The following is a 17,737-nucleotide window of genomic DNA, read 5'->3' on the forward strand; positions in this document are numbered from 1 at the left end:
CCAAATTGGTTCTGCACTCTCCGTTAAACGTGTATATGATGACTCCACTATATCGTGTACAACAAGAAAAATCCCTTATCCTTAAGCAAGGATCAGGGATGACGTCTCGCATACGGCAATCTGTACATGTAACAGCGGCTAGCTGTCCATGCGCACAGAATGGCCCGAAACGTTGTCCTTTCCTCGAAGGAACACCGGCTTGTACGTCCAGGGCTGGTAATCTGACTTACAGGATGATTCCTGTTTCACAGTGGCGGGACCGTGCCGGATTTGCACCAGCTTCCCCATTTTACCCTTGTGCGCATGATAACTTGTCCTTGTTCTTCATGAACAACAACGGATTGGCACGCGGGACCCTTGGTCGCTAAAGATGGTTAATTCAGGTCAAACATAGTCGTAGTGCTCATCGCACGAATCACGTCAGTTCAGGCGTCTCAGCCCATCATACCCAATATGTCCGTCCGAGTCACACTTCTGTTGTGATTATAGGGTATATTGCAACACCTTACAACCCGATGTACGGAAAATCCATTCGTCTGCCAAGCCAGTGATCCCCTTGCTTTTCAAGATCAATCTGAATAGCCTGTCCAGGGATGACATGTGTATCCCAAAACCCGACGCCATGGATGAGCCGAGACATCATGTAACGGATGACACCGCCATGTGTCACAATAAGTGTCTTGTGTGAATTTTCGTGTGAATGCTCCGACCAGATCTGTTCGTACAGAAAAGAATTCACTCGTTCCGCAAAAGTCTTCCACGCTTCTCCTTCAGGCGGAGTTACCTTGTGTGGATCATCAATCCAGTCCCGGTACAAGAGATTATCCTTCAATTGCTCATAATTCAGGCCTTCCCATTGTCCGAAATCATTCTCGCGCAGGCGCGAATCAAACTTCGCCTGTTCAATCAGCTGCGGTGCAATGTGTGCCAGCGTCTGGCGACAACGAAGCAGGTCACTGCAATACACCACATTCCATGTGAGATCGCGGCACTGCTCGCGTAGCTGAGCCAGCTCTTCTTGTGCATCAGGCAACAGTCCGATGTCGGTATGCCCCAAATATTTTTTTTCCACATTCCACTGGGTTGTTCCATGACGGATCAGTACGATGCTACGCTTGTACGGAGATTGTTTTGATCCAAGCTGTTCTAATTCTTTAATTACCACAATAGCGCACCTCCTGCTAACCACACACCCAAGGTTGCCAAGAAACAAAAGCCCACAAAAGCTCCCGCCGACCAAAACATCAGCCGCGTCGTTCGCACGATATCTTCCGACTCCATCGGCCGCGTAGCCTCGCCCATATAAGCTCGAAATGAAGCAACGCCGTGATACACGTTATGCCCGCCCAGCCGAATGCCTAGTGCTCCAGCGACTGCCGACTCGGGAAAACCGCTATTCGGGCTGGGGTGTAGTCTCGCATCCCGGGCAACCATACGCGCTGCGCCTTTGGCATCCAGTTTCAGCACCCATGCGCCTACAATTAACAGCAGAGCGGTCACGCGAGCGGGAATCCAGTTAGCCCAGTCATCAAGCCGTGCGGAGGCCCACCCGAGATGAAGATATTTATCATTTTTATATCCAACCATGGAATCCAGTGTATTGACGGCACGGTAGGCCATAGCCAGCGGAGCACCACCAATGAGCGCATAGAATAGTGGCGATACAATGGCATCCACAATGTTTTCCGCAACGGTCTCCACCGTTCCCCGAACCACCTCCGGCTCGTCCAGATGTGCCGTATCACGTCCAACAATCATACCGAGTGAATGCCTGGCTCCAGGCCAATCCTGCTGTTTCAGGTGGCGATACACTTCCATGCCTGCATCACGCAAACCTTTGGAAGCAATCGTTGTTGCGATCAGAATAATTTCGGCTGCAGCCGCCAAGATCGGATGAATCAGACCTAATAGAAACAAAAGCCCCCATGTGACAGCAAAAGAACCTCCCGCAATCAAGATCGGGAACCAGATCCCCGCTTTTTTCAGCCCATTATCTGTATGTACACGTGCCCTCATAATACTCTCCAATGCCGAGATGCCTTTCCCCATGCCGATAACGGGATGCGGAATCCAGCGCGGGTCTCCGATGCACCGATCTAATATGTATGCAAGAATGATGATCCAAGCTCCAGACATGCCAATCCAGAACGTTGATGTCCATAGATGCTCCAATTCAAATGTCATTACTGTGCCCGTTCCTTTCTTTCCATTGCAATCCGGCCTGAAGGCTTTCTGTCACCGTGTCATATACCAGTCTGCCGATGGCCGCTCCCAAAGCAGTAGCCGTGCCCGCATATGTGTGAAGTGGCTGGCTATCATCTACAGCAGTCTGACGTACAGCCAGCACAATGGCATCGGTTGTTGTGCCTGTGGCAGAGAGTCCATTCTCAGAATCAACAATACCTGCATCAGCAAGGGCAGCAGCCTTGGCCTCCACGGCCGTCTGAACCGCATTAACCATCGCTCCCGGGGTCATCTGTCCGTTGAACCACAGCATGATATTAATCGTGCCAGGGATATATGGAATTCTGTTTTGTTTTTTCCCACGGACATCAAACACGGTTCTATCGGAACCTGCTCGTGCTGCATTGGATACTCCTGCAGTCGTACAGCACAACAGTCCAAAATCCGAACTCGTATACTCCTGAATAGAGGTATGTTCCAATCTGACCGCAGTTAACAATCCGGCACAATGATCAGCTTGCTCTTGCCATTCATACAGCGCCTCTGCGATATCACGGGGTGGATCATCACAACGGTAATGTTTGTCCACATAGATGTTAAAGACGCGGTTTAATTCAAGCATCCCGCCGCCATATACAGCGCTGGAAAGTGCGAGAGCAGGTTGTGGGCTCTGAGCTTTAACATGCCGTTCATGGGCAGCGATGTACAGACCCGGCCAGGAAGAGGACACGTAGATATTCTCATCTCTTTTTCCATCTGTAAAATAGTTATAAAACGGGAGTGTCACAACCGTTTCCCTCCCTTTATTTTTTCAAAATGTTGCGTATGCCCCTGCTGAATCCCCTGATCGACAGATGCCATATCCACGTCCTGATCCCCGCTTTGTTCAAGCACACTTCCGAGCACTTCAAGCAACCTGTCGTTGGCTTCAGCACCTTTGACCGCAAAACGTACATGTCCTGCCTCAAGCCCCGGATACATGGCACAGCTACGAATCAGAATACCCCGCCGCCCCAGAGCTTCCTGCATAGAAGCCGCTGTCCAGGGTTCCGGCACACGCACCAAAATGAAATTGGCTTCACCAGACGTTACGCTACACCCATACGACTCCAGTACCTGGATTAAACGTGTCCGTTCAATCGTAATCTGCGATATCGTGTCCAGCTCGAACCGTTCCCCGCTGCGCAGACAGGCTTCTCCTGCAATAAGAGCCAGTCCGTTGACACTCCAGGTGACTTGTTTCTCCGTCATCGCCTGTATGTACTTCGAATGACCTATAGCATATCCGAGACGCAGACCCGGAATCGCATAAAACTTCGTCATCGAACGGATGATGATCACATGCGGATATTGATTCAGATCAGGAGCGAGTGACTGTCGCAGGGCCGGTGGAATAAAATCGATAAACGCTTCATCAATAACGAGCACGGTACCCGTCTTTTCGGCTTTCCGCGCTAACCTATGCAGTGTCTCCACCGGATATTGTACACCGTTTGGGTTGTTTGGCTGTCCAAGAAAGAGCAGGTCTACCTTTTCCATCAACTGTTCGATATGTTCAGCTGGCGCTTTCCAATTCAGCTCTTCAAACCCTTCCGTATGCAGAATCTCCGCACCGAATTGCCGTGCCAAAGCGCGATATTCCGAGAAACCCGGTTCCACTGTTCCAACCTTGCACGGAGCAAGTGCCAGCAGGATCAATGCCATACTTTCAGCCGCACCATTCCCTACGGAAATTTGCTCTTGTGTTACTCCCAAACGTTCACCCAGAAGCGCTTTGAATCCCCGATGGCCCGGGTCAGGGTAACGAAGCACCGAATGCAGACCTTGCTGTAATGCTTCCAAAACCTCTTTGGGAGGGCCTAAAGGGTTGATATTAGCGCTATAATCCAGAAAATCCGCTGCATTGCCTCCAAACCTCGAAGCTGCGGTCTCCACATCTCCACCATGTCCGAACACTTCGATATAACCGGTCATTCTTCCGTCATCCTCTCTCTATGTTCTTTTTATTATGGATGTCGTAGGTGGGATGGGTCAATCCTGTATTCCTTCTCCATTCATCTGTTTGTCAAGAGTCGGGCCCAAATCCGCCTTTATCTACTTGTTTTCTTTGTGTCCCAACGACAATTCGTTTACAATAGAAGAGGAATTTCAGGAACTTCAGTTTTCTGATTCTTTTGTACGAGTATCACTACATAAGGGGCTACTCGCCTCTCACATACATTAATGGAGGAATGACCATGCTGTTTGTAGATAACCAGGGCATTACAGATCCTTCTGTAAACCTCGCGATTGAGGAGTACATTTTGAAACATCTGCCGATGGAGGATGACAGCTACCTGCTGTTTTACATCAACCGTCCGTCAATCATCATTGGCAAACACCAAAATACGATTGAAGAGATTAATATCGAATACGTTCAGGATAACGGTGTGCAGGTGGTACGTCGTCTTTCCGGGGGCGGGGCGGTGTATCACGATCTGGGCAACCTGAACTTCAGTTTTATTACCGCGGATGACGGTCAGTCCTTCCATAATTTCCGCAAATTTACCCAGCCTGTAGTTGAAGCGCTACACGAACTTGGCGTCAATGCCGAGTTGACCGGGCGCAATGATCTGCAAGTCGGCGAAAAGAAAATTTCGGGCAACGCCCAATTCGCTACCCGCGGACGTATGTTCAGTCACGGCACGCTGATGTTTGATCTGAATCTGGAGCACGTTCAGGCATCTCTGAACGTCAATCCCGAGAAATTCAAATCCAAGAGCACCAAGTCGGTACGCAGCCGCGTTGCCAACATTCGTGATCTGATTGACACCAATCTGACGATTGAAGAGTTCCGTGATGAGTTGCTTCGTCACATTTTCCGCATGGAGCCGCAGGACGTTCCTCAGTACAAGCTGACCGAGAAGGACTGGGATAAGATTAAAGAAATCTCGGCGGAGCGTTATAACAATTGGGACTGGAACTATGGTCTGTCACCGGAAAGCAATGTGAAGCATACCCGCAAATTCCCGGTGGGCATCATCGATCTGCGCATGAACATCAAGGATGGGCGTATCGAAGATATTAAAATCTTCGGCGATTTCTTCGGTGTTGGCGATGTAGCGGATATCGAGGACATGTTACGCGGCAAGCGTTATGACGAGACTGAAGTGCGTTCAGCCCTGGAAGGTCTCGATGTGAAGCATTACTTCGGCAACCTGGAGCTGGAAGACTTTATCGGTCTTGTTTTCCTGGAAGAGTAAATAAGGTAATACGACATTTAGATGAGTATGGATTGTTTGAACGAATTTTCGATGACACCTCTAACGGAAAAGGCAGAACTATTCGTTTACACAATAACGGAGAAGACAGAAAAAAACTGGAGAAGTGAAGCGTTCGCCTAAAAGCTTTCTGCAAGAAAGCTACATCGGAAGCATATGCTTATCACCGGATTTTCTCCCTTCTAAAAGGGATTCAAAAAATCTGGGGATAACAGCGATCGGAAGGTTATTCTGTCTTCGGAGTGTTCGTGTAAATCATCGGTGGTTCTGCGTTTGGAGTGACTCGTGTAATCTATTTATTTCGTTCAATGAAATAGACACAGATAAAAAAAGGAGAGAAACATCACATGACTTACAAACTCATTGCCATCGACATCGATGACACTCTGATCAATGACAACAAGGAAGTTACACCCGCTACGCAAACGGCTTTGGAGCAAGCGGTAGCACACGGAGTAGTAGTAACCCTCGCGACAGGACGCGCTTACGCTTCCGCACAGACACTTGCACGCCAAACCAAGCTGAACGTGCCGATTATTACGTATCAGGGGGCTTTGGTGAAAAACCTGCTTGATGAAAAAGTGCTCTATGAGCGCTATGTGCCGCAAGAAGCTTCCCGCAAATTGTTCGACTACTGCCTGGAGAAAAACTTGCATCTGCAAACGTACATCGACGACAAGCTGTATGCTCGTGAAGAAAACCAAAAACTGCTTGATTATGCCAAACTAAACGGCACGCAATATTACATCGAGTCTGACTTCATCAAAGTCATTGAACAACCAACACCAAAACTGCTCATTATTGATGAGCCGGATTATTTGGACCAAGTCGCTGTAGAGCTTCGTGAACTGCTGGGATCTGAAGTGCACATCACCAAATCCAAGCCGTATTTCCTCGAAATTATGCATAAAGAAGGCACGAAAGGTCACGCACTGACGTTCCTGGCCGACCATTTCGGTCACGAACTCAGCGAGTGCATCGCCATCGGCGACTCTTGGAACGATCACGAGATGTTGGAAGTCGCTGGTCTTGGTGTAGCGATGGGCAACGCCATCCCTGCGCTGAAAGAATTAGCAGACTATATTACGGCGAGCAACAACGAAGACGGCGTAAAAGAAGTTATCGAGAAGTTTGTACTGAACGCAGAGTAAAATCATCTGTAGTTTTGCAAAAACAAGAAAGCCCGGATATCACAATGATTTGTGGTTCCGGGCTTTCTTGTTATTTTTTATTTTTGGCAAGCAATACTGCGGTTAAAAAAGAAATCTGTAACGACACAGTAATTGCAACCGAAACCATGATATTCGTTGAATCGGATATATGAACGAAAAATAAAACAAGAATGAATACCAAGATAGAAAGAGCCACACTGGCTACGAAGTTCAGGAAGATTTTTCTCATAACTATACACGACTCCTCAAAGTAAGTACTCTTACTATCATACTATAGAGGAGATTCATCCGGTATTCTAGGAGCCTTGCACAATCACCTTCGTACGTCTCCCTTTCTTCAACCAGCCGCTCACCTTCTCATTCATGGTTAACAGCCCCGAGATAACCAAAACGACACCGACCCACGTCACCCAGCTGACATGCTCTCCGTACACGATCGCACCGAGCCCAACGGCAATTGGAGGCGATATGTATAACCAGGTTGCCGGGAACAGCGGATTAGTACGTGACATAATCCAATAGAACAGACTGTGCCCGACCATTGAACCGATGACCGTCAGATAGATTACGGACGACACGGCCGGTAGCACATCCAGTGCCGACATATTCCAGGATTCCGTCAGTGCAGAGAGGATAAATAACAGCACACCGCCATACATCATCTGCACCGCATTAATGGCAACAGGATTCATCTCACTGAATTGATGAATGACTTTTTTGGAATATAACGTACCTGCGGAATAACAGACTTCCCCTACCAGTACCGCGATGCATCCCCATAAAAATAAAGAACCTGCACCAAGCGATACGCCTGGCAAAACGACTAGTACGACACCTGTAAACCCGATCAGGCAGCCAATCACCATGCGGGCAGAGGTTTTCTGCCGCAATAATGCCGTTTGCATGAGCATAATCATCAGCGGTCCTGTTGCCGATAGAATAGCTCCTACACCGGAACTGACATGTTGCTCCGCCCAATATAACGTAGCAAAGGTCGCAAATGTCAGACCTGCACCTGTAATCAGCATTTCTTTGCGGAATAACAGGGACAAGTTCACTTTCCCCTTCATCCACATCCATGTAAACATTAAAGCTCCCGCAATCACAAACCGCAGTCCAGCAGATAGAAAAGGCGGCATGCCTGCCTCCACACCAATTTTAATCGCCAGAAAAGTTGTTCCAAAAACGAGACACATTACGGTAAATGCAATCCCTACCATGTTAACCACTCCTTTATCTGTTCTCCATCATAGCTCATGGTCTATAGAACAGAATGAACAAAATAGAACAGTTACCTCCCTTTTGCTGTTACAATGGAGATCAAAAGGAGCGTGGGTCGGGTGAGCAGAACGGTAATGATGGCAGACAACAGCATGAAACGGTACGAGCAAGTTATCCACTATCTCATGGTACGGATTGAGGCTGGGGAGTGGGTTGAACAGGAAAAACTGCCTTCGGTACGAAGCTTGTCCGAACTGCTCGGCGTACACCGGCTAACGGTTTTCAAAGCGTATCAGGAGTTAAAACAACGTGGGATCGTCTATGTTAGAGACAAATCTGGTTATTACGTCAGTCCAGCCAAACCACTATCCGATACAGATCAGGGAGATGATCCCTCCGTGTCGGCCTGGCTCCATTGGGACACACTTGACCGAGTCCAATCACTGGAAGCGGAATATCAGTTTTCCAAATCATTAATCGATCCTGCACTACTACCCAACCGATATTGGGGCGAATTGATGCGCGATCTGTTAGATCAATATCCTCGTCTACTCGGTACGTACTCAACGATCCAAGGCGATCTAGAGCTTCGTACCAGTCTGGCCAGCCATTTGACGGCAAAAGAACGCTTCTACCTGTCCTCTGACGAAGTACTGATTACATCCGGTGCTCAACAGGCGATTGATGTCATCTCCCGTGCACTGGTCAAGCCTGGAGATCGGGTACTGATTGAGCGACCAACTTACGGCCCTGCCATGGAAATTTTCCGCAAACAGGGTGCACGGCTTGTTTTTACCGATATCCATCCCGAAGGGTATGATCTGGAGCAGATTGAGCATCTGATGAAAACAGAGAAGCCACGCCTCTTTTATATGACACCGACGTTCCAAAACCCAACAGGCATCAGCATATCTGTAGAGCAACGCAAACAGTTACCTGAACTGGCTGAACAATATGGCTGTTTCCTGGTGGAGGATGACAGCACATACGATATTTATTTTAAAGAAAAACCGCCTGCGCCAATCTTCACTTATGATACTTCTGGACATACACTGTACATCCGTAGCTACAGCAAATATGTTGTTCCGGGTCTGCGAATCGCAGCCATTATGTGCCGTTCACATCTCATGGCTGGACTCCAGGCTATCAAAGCTCTGACAGATAACGGATCACCACTACTGAATCAGAAGCTGTTTCTACGTTACTTCCAGTCGGATCGTATGCACCAGCATCTGTCCAAACTTCGAACTGCACTTCAACTTCGAATGGAAGTGATGGAGCAGTGTCTGCTGGAGACAGACTGGACATGGACACGCCCCGAGGGCGGTCTGAACATCTGGGCCGATCTTCCCGAGGGGATCGACACAGGTAGGTTGTTACACCAAAGCATGGAGCACTCCATTGCTTTTGTGCCTGGCACCGTGTTTGATCCCTCACACGCATCAGGTAGCCGCAAACTCCGTCTCTCCTTCTCCTACGCCCGTGAACAGCAGATTCGGGAAGGCATGGACAGACTGATCACTTTAGCGGCGAGAAGTTAAAACGAAACTTAGTTTGGGATCGATGAAGAGAACTAGTAAGAGCAACAAAGACTCGAAGGAGTACCGGAATTCAGGCTGGATAAGGAAGTTTGAAGAGTGGATTGAGCGTGGATTGAACCTCGCCAAGTCTTAGAAGTGTGCAGAATTCTGAATGTACCCACTGACAGTGGGTCAACGAAAGCTCAGAGAGTCAACGAAAATGGGGAGAGGTGTCCAAGGCTTAGGTCAGACCACTTTTTGTCTATAATCAAAATGGCTGTTTCCTCTGTGGGCACATCGATGTCCACTTCATGCCAACGCTAACGATCACCAGAAACCTTATTTAGGCGTTTTTCACAACCTAAAAAATGTAACGATCACCAGTGACCTTATTTCAATGGAAACATGTGATTTTCACCCATTTTCCATCGAAATAACTAACATAGCACCGCCTGAGATCGTTACATTCTTAAATCACCTGAAATGGAGCAAATAGGCTCATCTGTGATCGTTAGCGCCCGCTTCGAGTCCCTAAAGCCAATCCGCTCACAGATCTTTTCTCTCAAATAACCGGATCGTGACGGCATACGAAACAAAAAACAAGGTCACTATGGCTATGGCAATCCCCACGATAATGGGTGTTGTGATCAAGCCATCTTTACCCGCAACATCAAGAATAAACGCAGTCGGTTGAGCAAGAACAATTAAACAAACGAAGAAAACCGTATTAATAATGCCTGCTCCCTTTTTGCTGAGTGCATAGAAAAGTGGCATATAAATAGATACCAGTATAAATACCAACCCCATAGAAATAAGGATATCCAACAGGGAATAATGAGGTTTGTTGAGTTCAGGATAATTCAGGTTAACAATCTTGTGAATGCCGTAGGATACAAGCACTCCAAACAGGGAATAGAGAATGGAAGACAGGTACTTTGCTTGCACGATCTGTTTGCGACTGACTGGAAGTGTAACTAAAAAGTTATGATTATGGTTTTTGATATCAATCATCGTAGCTAGCATAATCGAGCCAAAAGCCGTATAAATCCCTACGAGATACATGGACATTTCCATCTTCGGAATAAACGCCCAACTGAAAATCACCACATATAGAGCAATAATCCACAAAGAACTTCTCAGTGCAATAAAGTCTTTACGAAGCAGATTAAGCATGTTGACGTCCCCCTTTTGCCGTGAAATAAATCAAGTCTTCCAACGCCGGCCTATGCAAAAGAGCCTCACTGCCGAACATACGCTGTGCCTCCACTTTGTTGTCCGATAACGCTTCAAAACCAATCGATGTTTCACGTATGCCAACGAATTGACGCCGGGTATCCGCATCCAGTAGATCCATATCGCCTTTCACAATGGTGTAGCGCTCAAGTACGTCGTCTTTGGCTTCATTGAAAATCAGCTTGCCTTGATTAACAAAAGCGATATAGTCCGCGATCCGCTCCAGATCCGTCGTAATATGTGTCGAGAAAATGATGGATTTGGACTCGTCCTGAATCATGTCGGCCAGTAGATCAAGCAACTCCCTCCGAAAAATCGGATCAAGACCGGATGTTGGTTCATCCATGACAAGCAGATCGGCATCATGAGACAGAGCAACCGCAAGCGAGAATTTGATTTTCATGCCTTTGGATAAATCCTGGATTTTCTTTTTCGGAGACAATTCGAATTGTTCCAAATAACTCTTGAACACGGCATGGTCCCAGCGACTGTAAAAAGGAGCAATTAAACGTGACATCTCCCGGATGGTCAAATGTTCATAATAAAAACATTCATCGGACACAATACCGAGCCGCTGCTTGACAGCCACATCACCGCTTGGATTCTCACTGCCCAGCGTTCTCACTGTTCCCCGATCAGGATGGATGAGTCCGGTAATCATTCGGATTAATGTACTTTTTCCAGCTCCGTTTGGGCCAATGAGCCCTGTGATAAATCCCTGTTTCACATCTGTGGATATGTTATCCACCTTAAATAACGGATACCCTTTCGTAACATTCCGCAATTCTATCGCATTCATCTTGCCTATTCCTCCTCTAACAGCAAAGTAAGATGATGAATCAAATCCTGTGCGCTCATGCCCAGTTCCTTGCTCTCCTGAATAACCTCAAGCATCTTCGCTTCTAATTGCTTCATACGTCTCTCGCGGATAAAATCCTGATTTGCACCGGATACAAAACTTCCCTTGCCAACCACGGAATCAATCAGTTGCTCTTTTTCCAGTTCTTCATACACACGTTTCGTCGTAATAACGCTGACTTGCAAATCCTTCGCAAGTTGACGGATGGAAGGCAAGTGATCTCCTGCTGCCAGTTCCCCGTTCAGAATGCTCTGCCGAATCTGGGATAAAATCTGGATATAGATGGGATCGCTTGATGCATTGGATATCCGTATATTCATTTTCTTTCTTTCACCTCATTGCCATTGTTTCATATTAATAACCAGGCATAGTGTATATATATAATATACACACTATATCCGGTTTAGGTCAACCTTTTTTATCCATTTTCTTACCTCCAATAGAAAAAACAAAAAAAAGAACGACAGTCCCCTGTCGTCCAAATCTTTACATTCGTCGTTTCGATTATATTTGCTGTCTGTGTCACTCGCTTCGTCAATTCCATCTAAGGTGACACTACGCACCTGTAACAACCTTATCTACCAATCCATATTCCACGGCTTCAGTTGCCGTCAGGAAATAATCTCGGTCCGAGTCTTTTTCAATGCGTTCCAGCGGCTGGCCTGTATGGTCTGCAAGTAACTGATTTAGACGCTGGCGGTGCTGGATAATACGGTTAGCATGTATCAGCATATCTGATGCCTGTCCGCGTGTGCCGCCATGCGGCTGATGAATCATAATTTCACTGTTCGGTAACGCCATTCGTTTCCCCTTAGTGCCTCCCACCAGCAAAATCGTACCAAAACTCGCCGCCATACCGGTGCAGATCGTCGAAATATCTGGCTTCACAAACTGCATCGTATCATAAATGGAGAAACCTGCTGTCACCGATCCCCCCGGACTGTTAATGTACATCTGAATATCTTTATCCGGGTCCTCGGCACTCAAAAACAATAATTGGGCCACAATGGCATTGGCCATCTGATCTTCAATCTCTCCTGACACCATAATGATGCGGTCCTTCAGCAAACGTGAATAAATATCATAACTCCGCTCACCGCGAGCAGTTTGTTCTACTACGTAAGGTACTACGTTCATATGTGTCGCCTCCTTATCATTAGGCAGCCATGATGACCGTGTACGCACTTCCATAAGACATTGGATTCATGCTCGAAGTGGCATAACCGTACATCACTGGCTGCATCGCTTGAGACGGCAGAACCTGTTGCAGAATCGTACCCGCCACAGCTATCGGATCGTGCATACGGTTCAGGCACAGATCAATTAGACGTGCAGTATCTCCTTGACGGAAAGCCATCAGATAATTGCGGAGCTGCTCTTGCTCCAGATCTGCGGGCTCTTTCATCGTCCCCTGTTCCAATGCAGCATCCATCCCTGCTTCCTCTAATGTATGCCTAACCTTGGTTAAAGCTGTACGGGCACGGCTTAATGCCGCTTTTACAGCACCTTCGGTTGTATGCAGCATCTCAGCGGTTTCTGCCGCCTTATATCCCATGATTTCACGTAATATATAGATTGCTCGTTGCCACGGTGGCAAGGTGTGAACTAACAGCTGCACCGCAGACTCCAGCTCTTCAAATGATTCTTCTTCCGTACATTCGGACATCACAGATTTCATCTCCGCGAGAATAGATCGAAGCTTCTCCTGCTTACGAATTCCATCAATCCATGTATTGCGTGCAATCCGAATCAGATAAGCTTCCCAATTAAAAGACGCGTCTGATCTTTCGTAAGCTTGCACCACCTCTGACGATAATCCCTTGAGACAGGTTTCCTGTACGAGATCCTCTGTCTCTGTCACTGATTTGGTCAATGACAAGCAATATGCATAGAGTGAAGCCATCAAATCAGGCAATATATCGTGCAACATGGGGTGCGAAATACGTTTCCCATCAGCATCCTTTGTACAATCCATATCATATCTCTGATTCATTGTAGTAATCTGATTTATTGGACTAGCTTGATTCATTTGATTGGTAATTCCGCCAGCTCCAACATGATCCGTCTTGTAATTACGGGTTTTACTCCATTCATGCTCAAGTCTGTTGACTTCGCAATCTGCGGACTTCACAAAGGCCATCTCGGGGGCCCCCCTTTGTTTGTTCCTGATTAATAATATAATTTGAACTAAAAATTTTACACAGGACACTCCGATGACAGAATAACCTTCCAATCGCTGTTATCTCCAGATTTTCTGGATTCCCTTTTCCAAAGGGAAAAATCCGGTGATAAAGGCGATCGCTTCGCTTTTTCAGGTTTTTTCTGTCCTCTCCGTTATAGTGTAAAAAATAGTTCAACTTATATTAATTAAGTGTTTCATTATGTAAACGAAGAACCTCCTGTAAAGGATACGCTCTTCTTCATTATTTTTTCAAAACAAAACTATTCCTAGATCTCCGGTTCTCCAATTTTAATGCCGAATCCTGATTTCGCATCGACATCAAACCTTAGCCCAGCGTCACCGTCATGCCTGTTCGTGCTATGGTAATGCCCTGATCCAGTTTATAGTCCTGCCTTACATCTACATAATGGGACATATGTGTAAAATAAGTGTATCCCGGCTTCAGCTCTCGCAAAAGCTCCTGCGCCTCCTGCATATCGTACACCGAACGCGTCGAAAACTCCGCCAGCTCATGCACAAAACTTGTGCCCAATACCAGTAGATCCAGTCCATACAACGGTTCCCTCTCGTCTTCCTTCAAATCTATAGCATCCGAACAGTAAGCCCAAGCATACCCCCTACGTTCCAATCGATAAGCGTACGAAAATCCATTGTGTCCGTGACACACTTTCCAGGAGCGAATCGTCCATTCACCGAGTTCAATCCCGTTATCCGTTTCCATAAAATCCATGTGACGAGCGAGCCACGGAAATTGTCCCTGTATCGTAACGATTACCTCACGCGGGGCATACAGCTTACCCTTCACGCCTAGCCAGCGGCACGCATCCGCCCATTCCGGCAGGCCGCCAATATGATCAAAATGCGCATGTGTAATCAACAACGTATGCACCATACGCATTCCCTGATCTTCCATCTGAGAACGCCAGTCCGGCCCGCAGTCGATCATAAACATCCCGTCTTCAGGCTGATCTTCCACGTGACTACCATCATGAATCAGAACAGATGAACGTTTCCTCCGATTTTCACCTGTGAGTCTGGCCTCCGTACATACCTTGCAACTACAATACACACGTGGGACACCCATGGCATCGCCTGTGCCCAGAAATGTGAGCTGATTCATTCCGTATTCCCCTCTCGCTCCCTGAAGCCGATTCAGCTCAGATGTGATGTCTCTTCCTTCGTAATCAACAAAGTTGTGCCTCAAATATTCTATGTAAATTGTAATCCCCTACCTCCGCTTTTGCAAAAAAAGACTCTCCCACTCACAGCTTATGACAGCTGTCCGGGAAAGTCAGTTGTCTGACCGGGCTGGAGAAACCCAGCCTCAGACATGATGATTCCATATGCGTCCGCTCACACCAGCGCACGCAGTTTCAACGTCAGTTCACGGCCAGCAGGAACCTCTAAGGCATCCGTGATGACCCAGTTCCATGCCAGACGTTGCTCTAGCACCTCAGCCTGTTCTGCAGTCAACTGCAAACCGGTGATGATTCCCTCACCCACCGCGAAATCCTTGTCTACTTGCAGATTAAATGCTTTTTCCAGCCAGATGCCCAGGCCGCCACGTGTATTAAACGTAATTCGATACCCGTTCCGTACAGCCCCTTCCAAGTTCTCACCATGCTCGTCCGCATAGGAGAAAAACGTATCGTACCGATAATGCTCTTCGGATACGGTATCAAATGCCGCTACATCCTTGGCTTGAATCGCTTTTAATATATCCGCTTCTGGCATGCCCTTGCCGCGGGCCTGCTCCAGCCGAATCGCTGTGCTTTGGGACAATTTGATCTCTGTACTCATTACGGTCACACCTCTCTTCAATTACGATTATGCCAACATGTGTATTAGTATACTTCCTATTATAACCTTTTCGTAGTAAAAAACCTCCATCTCGGCATGCCGTAAAATGAAGGTTCACATTAGCTGCTACAGTCCCGCCAGTACCTGATACCATACGCCGCGTTTGGAATACAGTGTCTTCCGCACCTCATCCCATCCACCCAGATAGTTGATATCAAACAGTCCCGCTGGTGTCGGGAACGATTCTTTCGTCTCGGCAAATACGTCCGGGTCTACCGAGCGGAAGCCGTGTTTCGCAAAAATACGCTGCGCTTCAGGTGTCCGCAAGTATGCGATAAAAGCTTCCGCCAGCTCCCGATTGCCATGTTTGTCAGCATATTTATCCACCACCACTGCAGGATTTTCGATGAGTATTGTATTTTTGGGCACCACGATATCATAATCTACACCCTTTGCGATTCGAGCGAGCAATTCATTCTCGTATGTTACGATGACGTCGCCTACACCGTATTCAAATGCCGCCATCGAGGAACGGCCACTCTTATCCAGGGATTCAACGTTCTGGTGCACCTCTTCCAGAAATGCTTTGGCTGCGGCAGGGTCTTTCTTGCCCTCTTTCTCCTCCGAAAGCTTCAATCCTGCACCATAGATTGCATTAATATCCCACTGTGCACCACCGGATGTTTTCGGGTTAGGATACAGCACCTTTACGCCAGGTTTGGTTAAATCCTGAAAATCTTTAATCCCAAGTGGATTGCCTGCTCGTGTTCCCAGTACAACGATTGAACGAGTAATCATGCCCTCATTCGGCGTTTGTTTCCAATCCGTAGTGACCAGCTTGGCCTTCACCAGTTTATCGATGTCACTTTCCATCGCCAGCAAGGCTACATCCGCTTCGAACCCGCCGACGATCGCTCTAGCTTGAGTTCCTGAGGCTTCATAAGACTCTTGAAAATTAATACTCTGTCCCGTTTTGGCTTTCCATTCTGCCTGGAACTTGGGCAACAGTTCACCTACCGCATCTTTCGCTACGCTATATGCACCAATAACCAGTGTGTTCGAAGAATCCCCACTCGAAACCCCGGCTGGCTGCCCTGGCTCCTGCTTGCTGCATCCGGCAGTCACACAGACGAGCACAAGCATCAGGATCACGTATAGAGGTATAAATTTCTTATTGTTTTGGCTCGTCTGCATGGCCGCTCCTTCTTTCATTTCTGCTTTATTCTTAACATAACAGGCTCTAGATCATGACAGGCATCGGATCTTCTTTCAGTCGGTTCTCAACAACCCAGCTCTCCGAGTCGTTGAACAAATAGGCGCGGTGCACAAGCACACGAATCGTTTGCCCGATCTCTAGTGTCGTTTTCTCCAATGAGCGATAAGTGATGAGCTTATGTCCCTCCACCTCAACTTCAACCATCCATTCACTACCGCGGAAGTGAAGATGTTTCACAATCCCTTTTTCCGTTGCAGACAACATCGTGAACTCGTTTTTGAGTCCAATCTCGATATACTCGGGTCTTATCAGCGCACGTGTATTGCCACCTTGCACCGCATGCTCGAAACCTTTCAGCTGAGAGGCATCCTCCACCACCGTGGACTCCCCAATAAAAGTCGCCACGAAAGGGGTCTGCGGATTTTTATAAATATCCCAAGGAGTACCCTTTTGCTCCAAACGGCCTTGGCTGATAATCATAATCTCATCTGCTACTTCAATGGCTTCATCCTGATCGTGAGTAACAAAGATGGACGTGATTCCTACCCGCTCGATCAACTCACGCAGCCATGAACGAAGCTCTTGACGGATCTTTGCATCAATGGCTGCAAACGGTTCGTCCAGAAGCAGTAACTGCGGCTCAGGCGCAAGCGCTCTGGCAAAGGCCACACGTTGACGCTGTCCACCTGACAACTGGTGCGGATAACGCTGTTCGAAACCTTTCAGCCCAGTCAGCTCAACGAGTTCCATCACGCGATCACGAATCTGGGCTTTGGGTGTCTTTTTCACCTTGAGACCAAACGCAATATTATCAAAAACACTCATATGTTTGAACAACGCATAGTTCTGAAATACAAATCCAATGCCTCGCTCTTGAGGCGGCAGATGATTCACGACTTTTCCGTGGAAGCGGATCTCGCCCGACCCTGGGCTTTCAAGCCCTGCGAGCATACGCAGAATCGACGTTTTCCCGCCTCCGCTGGGGCCGAGCAAACCGATCAGATGGCCTTTGGCGATATCGAACGAGACATCTTTTACCGCATGAAAATCACCAAAGTGTTTGTTCAGATCACGAACTTCTACATGCATC

General features: G+C 47.5%; 17 protein-coding genes and 1 riboswitch. Of the genes, 3 read left to right on the plus strand and 14 right to left on the minus strand.

What is annotated here, in order from left to right; genetic code table 11:
* Nucleotides 1-167: 167 nt before the first annotated feature.
* A riboswitch (adenosylcobalamin (AdoCbl) riboswitch) is annotated at nucleotides 168-316 on the minus strand.
* Nucleotides 317-505: 189 nt separating this feature from the next.
* Genes BLQ13_RS08245 through cobD form a run of 4 tightly spaced genes read right to left on the minus strand, consistent with a single transcriptional unit; the run spans nucleotide 506 to nucleotide 4,158 of the window.
* Nucleotides 506-1,165 (minus strand): histidine phosphatase family protein, encoded by a 660-nt coding sequence (locus BLQ13_RS08245; RefSeq protein WP_244159255.1) that lies wholly within the window; start codon nucleotides 1,163-1,165, stop codon nucleotides 506-508.
* Nucleotides 1,159-2,136, minus strand: coding sequence for an adenosylcobinamide-phosphate synthase CbiB (gene cbiB / locus BLQ13_RS08250; RefSeq protein ID WP_090918444.1), 978 nt, complete (start codon nucleotides 2,134-2,136; stop codon nucleotides 1,159-1,161). Before cbiB ends, BLQ13_RS08245 begins: the two co-directional genes overlap by 7 nt.
* A gap of 37 nt (nucleotides 2,137-2,173) precedes the next feature.
* On the minus strand, nucleotides 2,174-2,971 hold the full coding sequence (locus BLQ13_RS08255; RefSeq protein ID WP_090918021.1) for an adenosylcobinamide amidohydrolase: 798 nt from the start codon (nucleotides 2,969-2,971) through the stop codon (nucleotides 2,174-2,176).
* The gene (cobD, locus tag BLQ13_RS08260; protein WP_090918023.1) at nucleotides 2,968-4,158 is read right to left on the minus strand and encodes a threonine-phosphate decarboxylase CobD; all 1,191 of its coding nucleotides are present in this window, start codon (nucleotides 4,156-4,158) and stop codon (nucleotides 2,968-2,970) included. Before cobD ends, BLQ13_RS08255 begins: the two co-directional genes overlap by 4 nt.
* Nucleotides 4,159-4,421: 263 nt before the next feature.
* On the opposite strand from cobD, the gene BLQ13_RS08265 reads away from it, so the two are divergent.
* Nucleotides 4,422-5,426 (plus strand): lipoate--protein ligase, encoded by a 1,005-nt coding sequence (locus tag BLQ13_RS08265; protein WP_090918025.1) that lies wholly within the window; start codon nucleotides 4,422-4,424, stop codon nucleotides 5,424-5,426.
* A gap of 365 nt (nucleotides 5,427-5,791) precedes the next feature.
* Nucleotides 5,792-6,595: a Cof-type HAD-IIB family hydrolase gene (locus tag BLQ13_RS08270; protein ID WP_090918027.1), complete on the plus strand. Its 804-nt coding sequence runs from the start codon at nucleotides 5,792-5,794 to the stop codon at nucleotides 6,593-6,595.
* Nucleotides 6,596-6,912: 317 nt separating this feature from the next.
* Here BLQ13_RS08270 and BLQ13_RS08280 read toward each other — a convergent pair whose 3' ends face one another.
* Nucleotides 6,913-7,836, minus strand: a complete 924-nt coding sequence (locus BLQ13_RS08280; RefSeq protein WP_090918031.1) for a DMT family transporter — start codon at nucleotides 7,834-7,836, stop codon at nucleotides 6,913-6,915.
* A gap of 120 nt (nucleotides 7,837-7,956) precedes the next feature.
* Between BLQ13_RS08280 and BLQ13_RS08285 the strand changes: the two genes are divergently transcribed.
* Complete coding sequence (locus BLQ13_RS08285) at nucleotides 7,957-9,378, plus strand: aminotransferase-like domain-containing protein (protein WP_420848920.1); 1,422 nt, start codon at nucleotides 7,957-7,959, stop codon at nucleotides 9,376-9,378.
* A 525-nt stretch (nucleotides 9,379-9,903) separates the two neighbouring features.
* Here BLQ13_RS08285 and BLQ13_RS08290 read toward each other — a convergent pair.
* From BLQ13_RS08290 to BLQ13_RS08330, 9 genes are all read right to left on the minus strand, one after another.
* Complete coding sequence (locus BLQ13_RS08290) at nucleotides 9,904-10,530, minus strand: ABC-2 transporter permease (RefSeq protein ID WP_090918035.1); 627 nt, start codon at nucleotides 10,528-10,530, stop codon at nucleotides 9,904-9,906.
* Nucleotides 10,523-11,389, minus strand: a complete 867-nt coding sequence (locus BLQ13_RS08295; RefSeq protein WP_090918037.1) for an ABC transporter ATP-binding protein — start codon at nucleotides 11,387-11,389, stop codon at nucleotides 10,523-10,525. Before BLQ13_RS08295 ends, BLQ13_RS08290 begins: the two co-directional genes overlap by 8 nt.
* A 5-nt stretch (nucleotides 11,390-11,394) precedes the next feature.
* A complete protein-coding gene (locus tag BLQ13_RS08300) occupies nucleotides 11,395-11,769 on the minus strand; it encodes a GntR family transcriptional regulator (protein WP_090918040.1) in 375 nt (124 codons plus the stop codon).
* A 235-nt stretch (nucleotides 11,770-12,004) separates the two neighbouring features.
* Nucleotides 12,005-12,640: an ATP-dependent Clp endopeptidase proteolytic subunit ClpP gene (gene clpP, locus BLQ13_RS08305; protein ID WP_276326729.1), complete on the minus strand. Its 636-nt coding sequence runs from the start codon at nucleotides 12,638-12,640 to the stop codon at nucleotides 12,005-12,007.
* Entirely contained in the window at nucleotides 12,606-13,589 is a 984-nt protein-coding gene (locus BLQ13_RS08310; protein WP_244159256.1) for an RNA polymerase sigma factor, read from the minus strand. Before BLQ13_RS08310 ends, clpP begins: the two co-directional genes overlap by 35 nt.
* A gap of 367 nt (nucleotides 13,590-13,956) precedes the next feature.
* Nucleotides 13,957-14,751 (minus strand): MBL fold metallo-hydrolase, encoded by a 795-nt coding sequence (locus BLQ13_RS08315; protein WP_090918044.1) that lies wholly within the window; start codon nucleotides 14,749-14,751, stop codon nucleotides 13,957-13,959.
* Nucleotides 14,752-14,984: 233 nt separating this feature from the next.
* Nucleotides 14,985-15,431: a hypothetical protein gene (locus BLQ13_RS08320; protein ID WP_090918045.1), complete on the minus strand. Its 447-nt coding sequence runs from the start codon at nucleotides 15,429-15,431 to the stop codon at nucleotides 14,985-14,987.
* A gap of 126 nt (nucleotides 15,432-15,557) precedes the next feature.
* The gene (locus tag BLQ13_RS08325) at nucleotides 15,558-16,625 is read right to left on the minus strand and encodes a sulfate ABC transporter substrate-binding protein (RefSeq protein WP_186809753.1); all 1,068 of its coding nucleotides are present in this window, start codon (nucleotides 16,623-16,625) and stop codon (nucleotides 15,558-15,560) included.
* A 46-nt stretch (nucleotides 16,626-16,671) separates the two neighbouring features.
* Nucleotides 16,672-17,736 carry a sulfate/molybdate ABC transporter ATP-binding protein gene (locus BLQ13_RS08330; protein WP_090918047.1) on the minus strand — a complete coding sequence of 355 codons (1,065 nt, stop codon included), beginning with the start codon at nucleotides 17,734-17,736 and terminating at the stop codon, nucleotides 16,672-16,674.
* Nucleotide 17,737 lies beyond the last annotated feature (1 nt).

The organism is Paenibacillus polysaccharolyticus (assembly GCF_900102085.1).
In the GTDB taxonomy this organism is placed as follows: Bacteria; Bacillota; Bacilli; order Paenibacillales; family Paenibacillaceae; genus Paenibacillus; species Paenibacillus polysaccharolyticus.

Coding starts and splice junctions, on each gene's coding strand:
- BLQ13_RS08320 (WP_090918045.1), bottom strand. CDS start 15,431: ATGAGTACAGAGATCAAATTGTCCCAAAGCACAGCGATTCGGCTGGAG.
- BLQ13_RS08310 (WP_244159256.1), bottom strand. CDS start 13,589: ATGGCCTTTGTGAAGTCCGCAGATTGCGAAGTCAACAGACTTGAGCAT.
- BLQ13_RS08330 (WP_090918047.1), bottom strand. CDS start 17,736: ATGCATGTAGAAGTTCGTGATCTGAACAAACACTTTGGTGATTTTCAT.
- cbiB (WP_090918444.1), bottom strand. CDS start 2,136: ATGTCTGGAGCTTGGATCATCATTCTTGCATACATATTAGATCGGTGC.
- BLQ13_RS08270 (WP_090918027.1), top strand. CDS start 5,792: ATGACTTACAAACTCATTGCCATCGACATCGATGACACTCTGATCAAT.
- BLQ13_RS08265 (WP_090918025.1), top strand. CDS start 4,422: ATGCTGTTTGTAGATAACCAGGGCATTACAGATCCTTCTGTAAACCTC.
- BLQ13_RS08300 (WP_090918040.1), bottom strand. CDS start 11,769: ATGAATATACGGATATCCAATGCATCAAGCGATCCCATCTATATCCAG.
- BLQ13_RS08315 (WP_090918044.1), bottom strand. CDS start 14,751: ATGAATCAGCTCACATTTCTGGGCACAGGCGATGCCATGGGTGTCCCA.
- BLQ13_RS08280 (WP_090918031.1), bottom strand. CDS start 7,836: ATGGTAGGGATTGCATTTACCGTAATGTGTCTCGTTTTTGGAACAACT.
- BLQ13_RS08290 (WP_090918035.1), bottom strand. CDS start 10,530: ATGCTTAATCTGCTTCGTAAAGACTTTATTGCACTGAGAAGTTCTTTG.
- clpP (WP_276326729.1), bottom strand. CDS start 12,640: ATGGAAGTGCGTACACGGTCATCATGGCTGCCTAATGATAAGGAGGCG.
- BLQ13_RS08325 (WP_186809753.1), bottom strand. CDS start 16,625: ATGCAGACGAGCCAAAACAATAAGAAATTTATACCTCTATACGTGATC.
- BLQ13_RS08295 (WP_090918037.1), bottom strand. CDS start 11,389: ATGAATGCGATAGAATTGCGGAATGTTACGAAAGGGTATCCGTTATTT.
- cobD (WP_090918023.1), bottom strand. CDS start 4,158: ATGACCGGTTATATCGAAGTGTTCGGACATGGTGGAGATGTGGAGACC.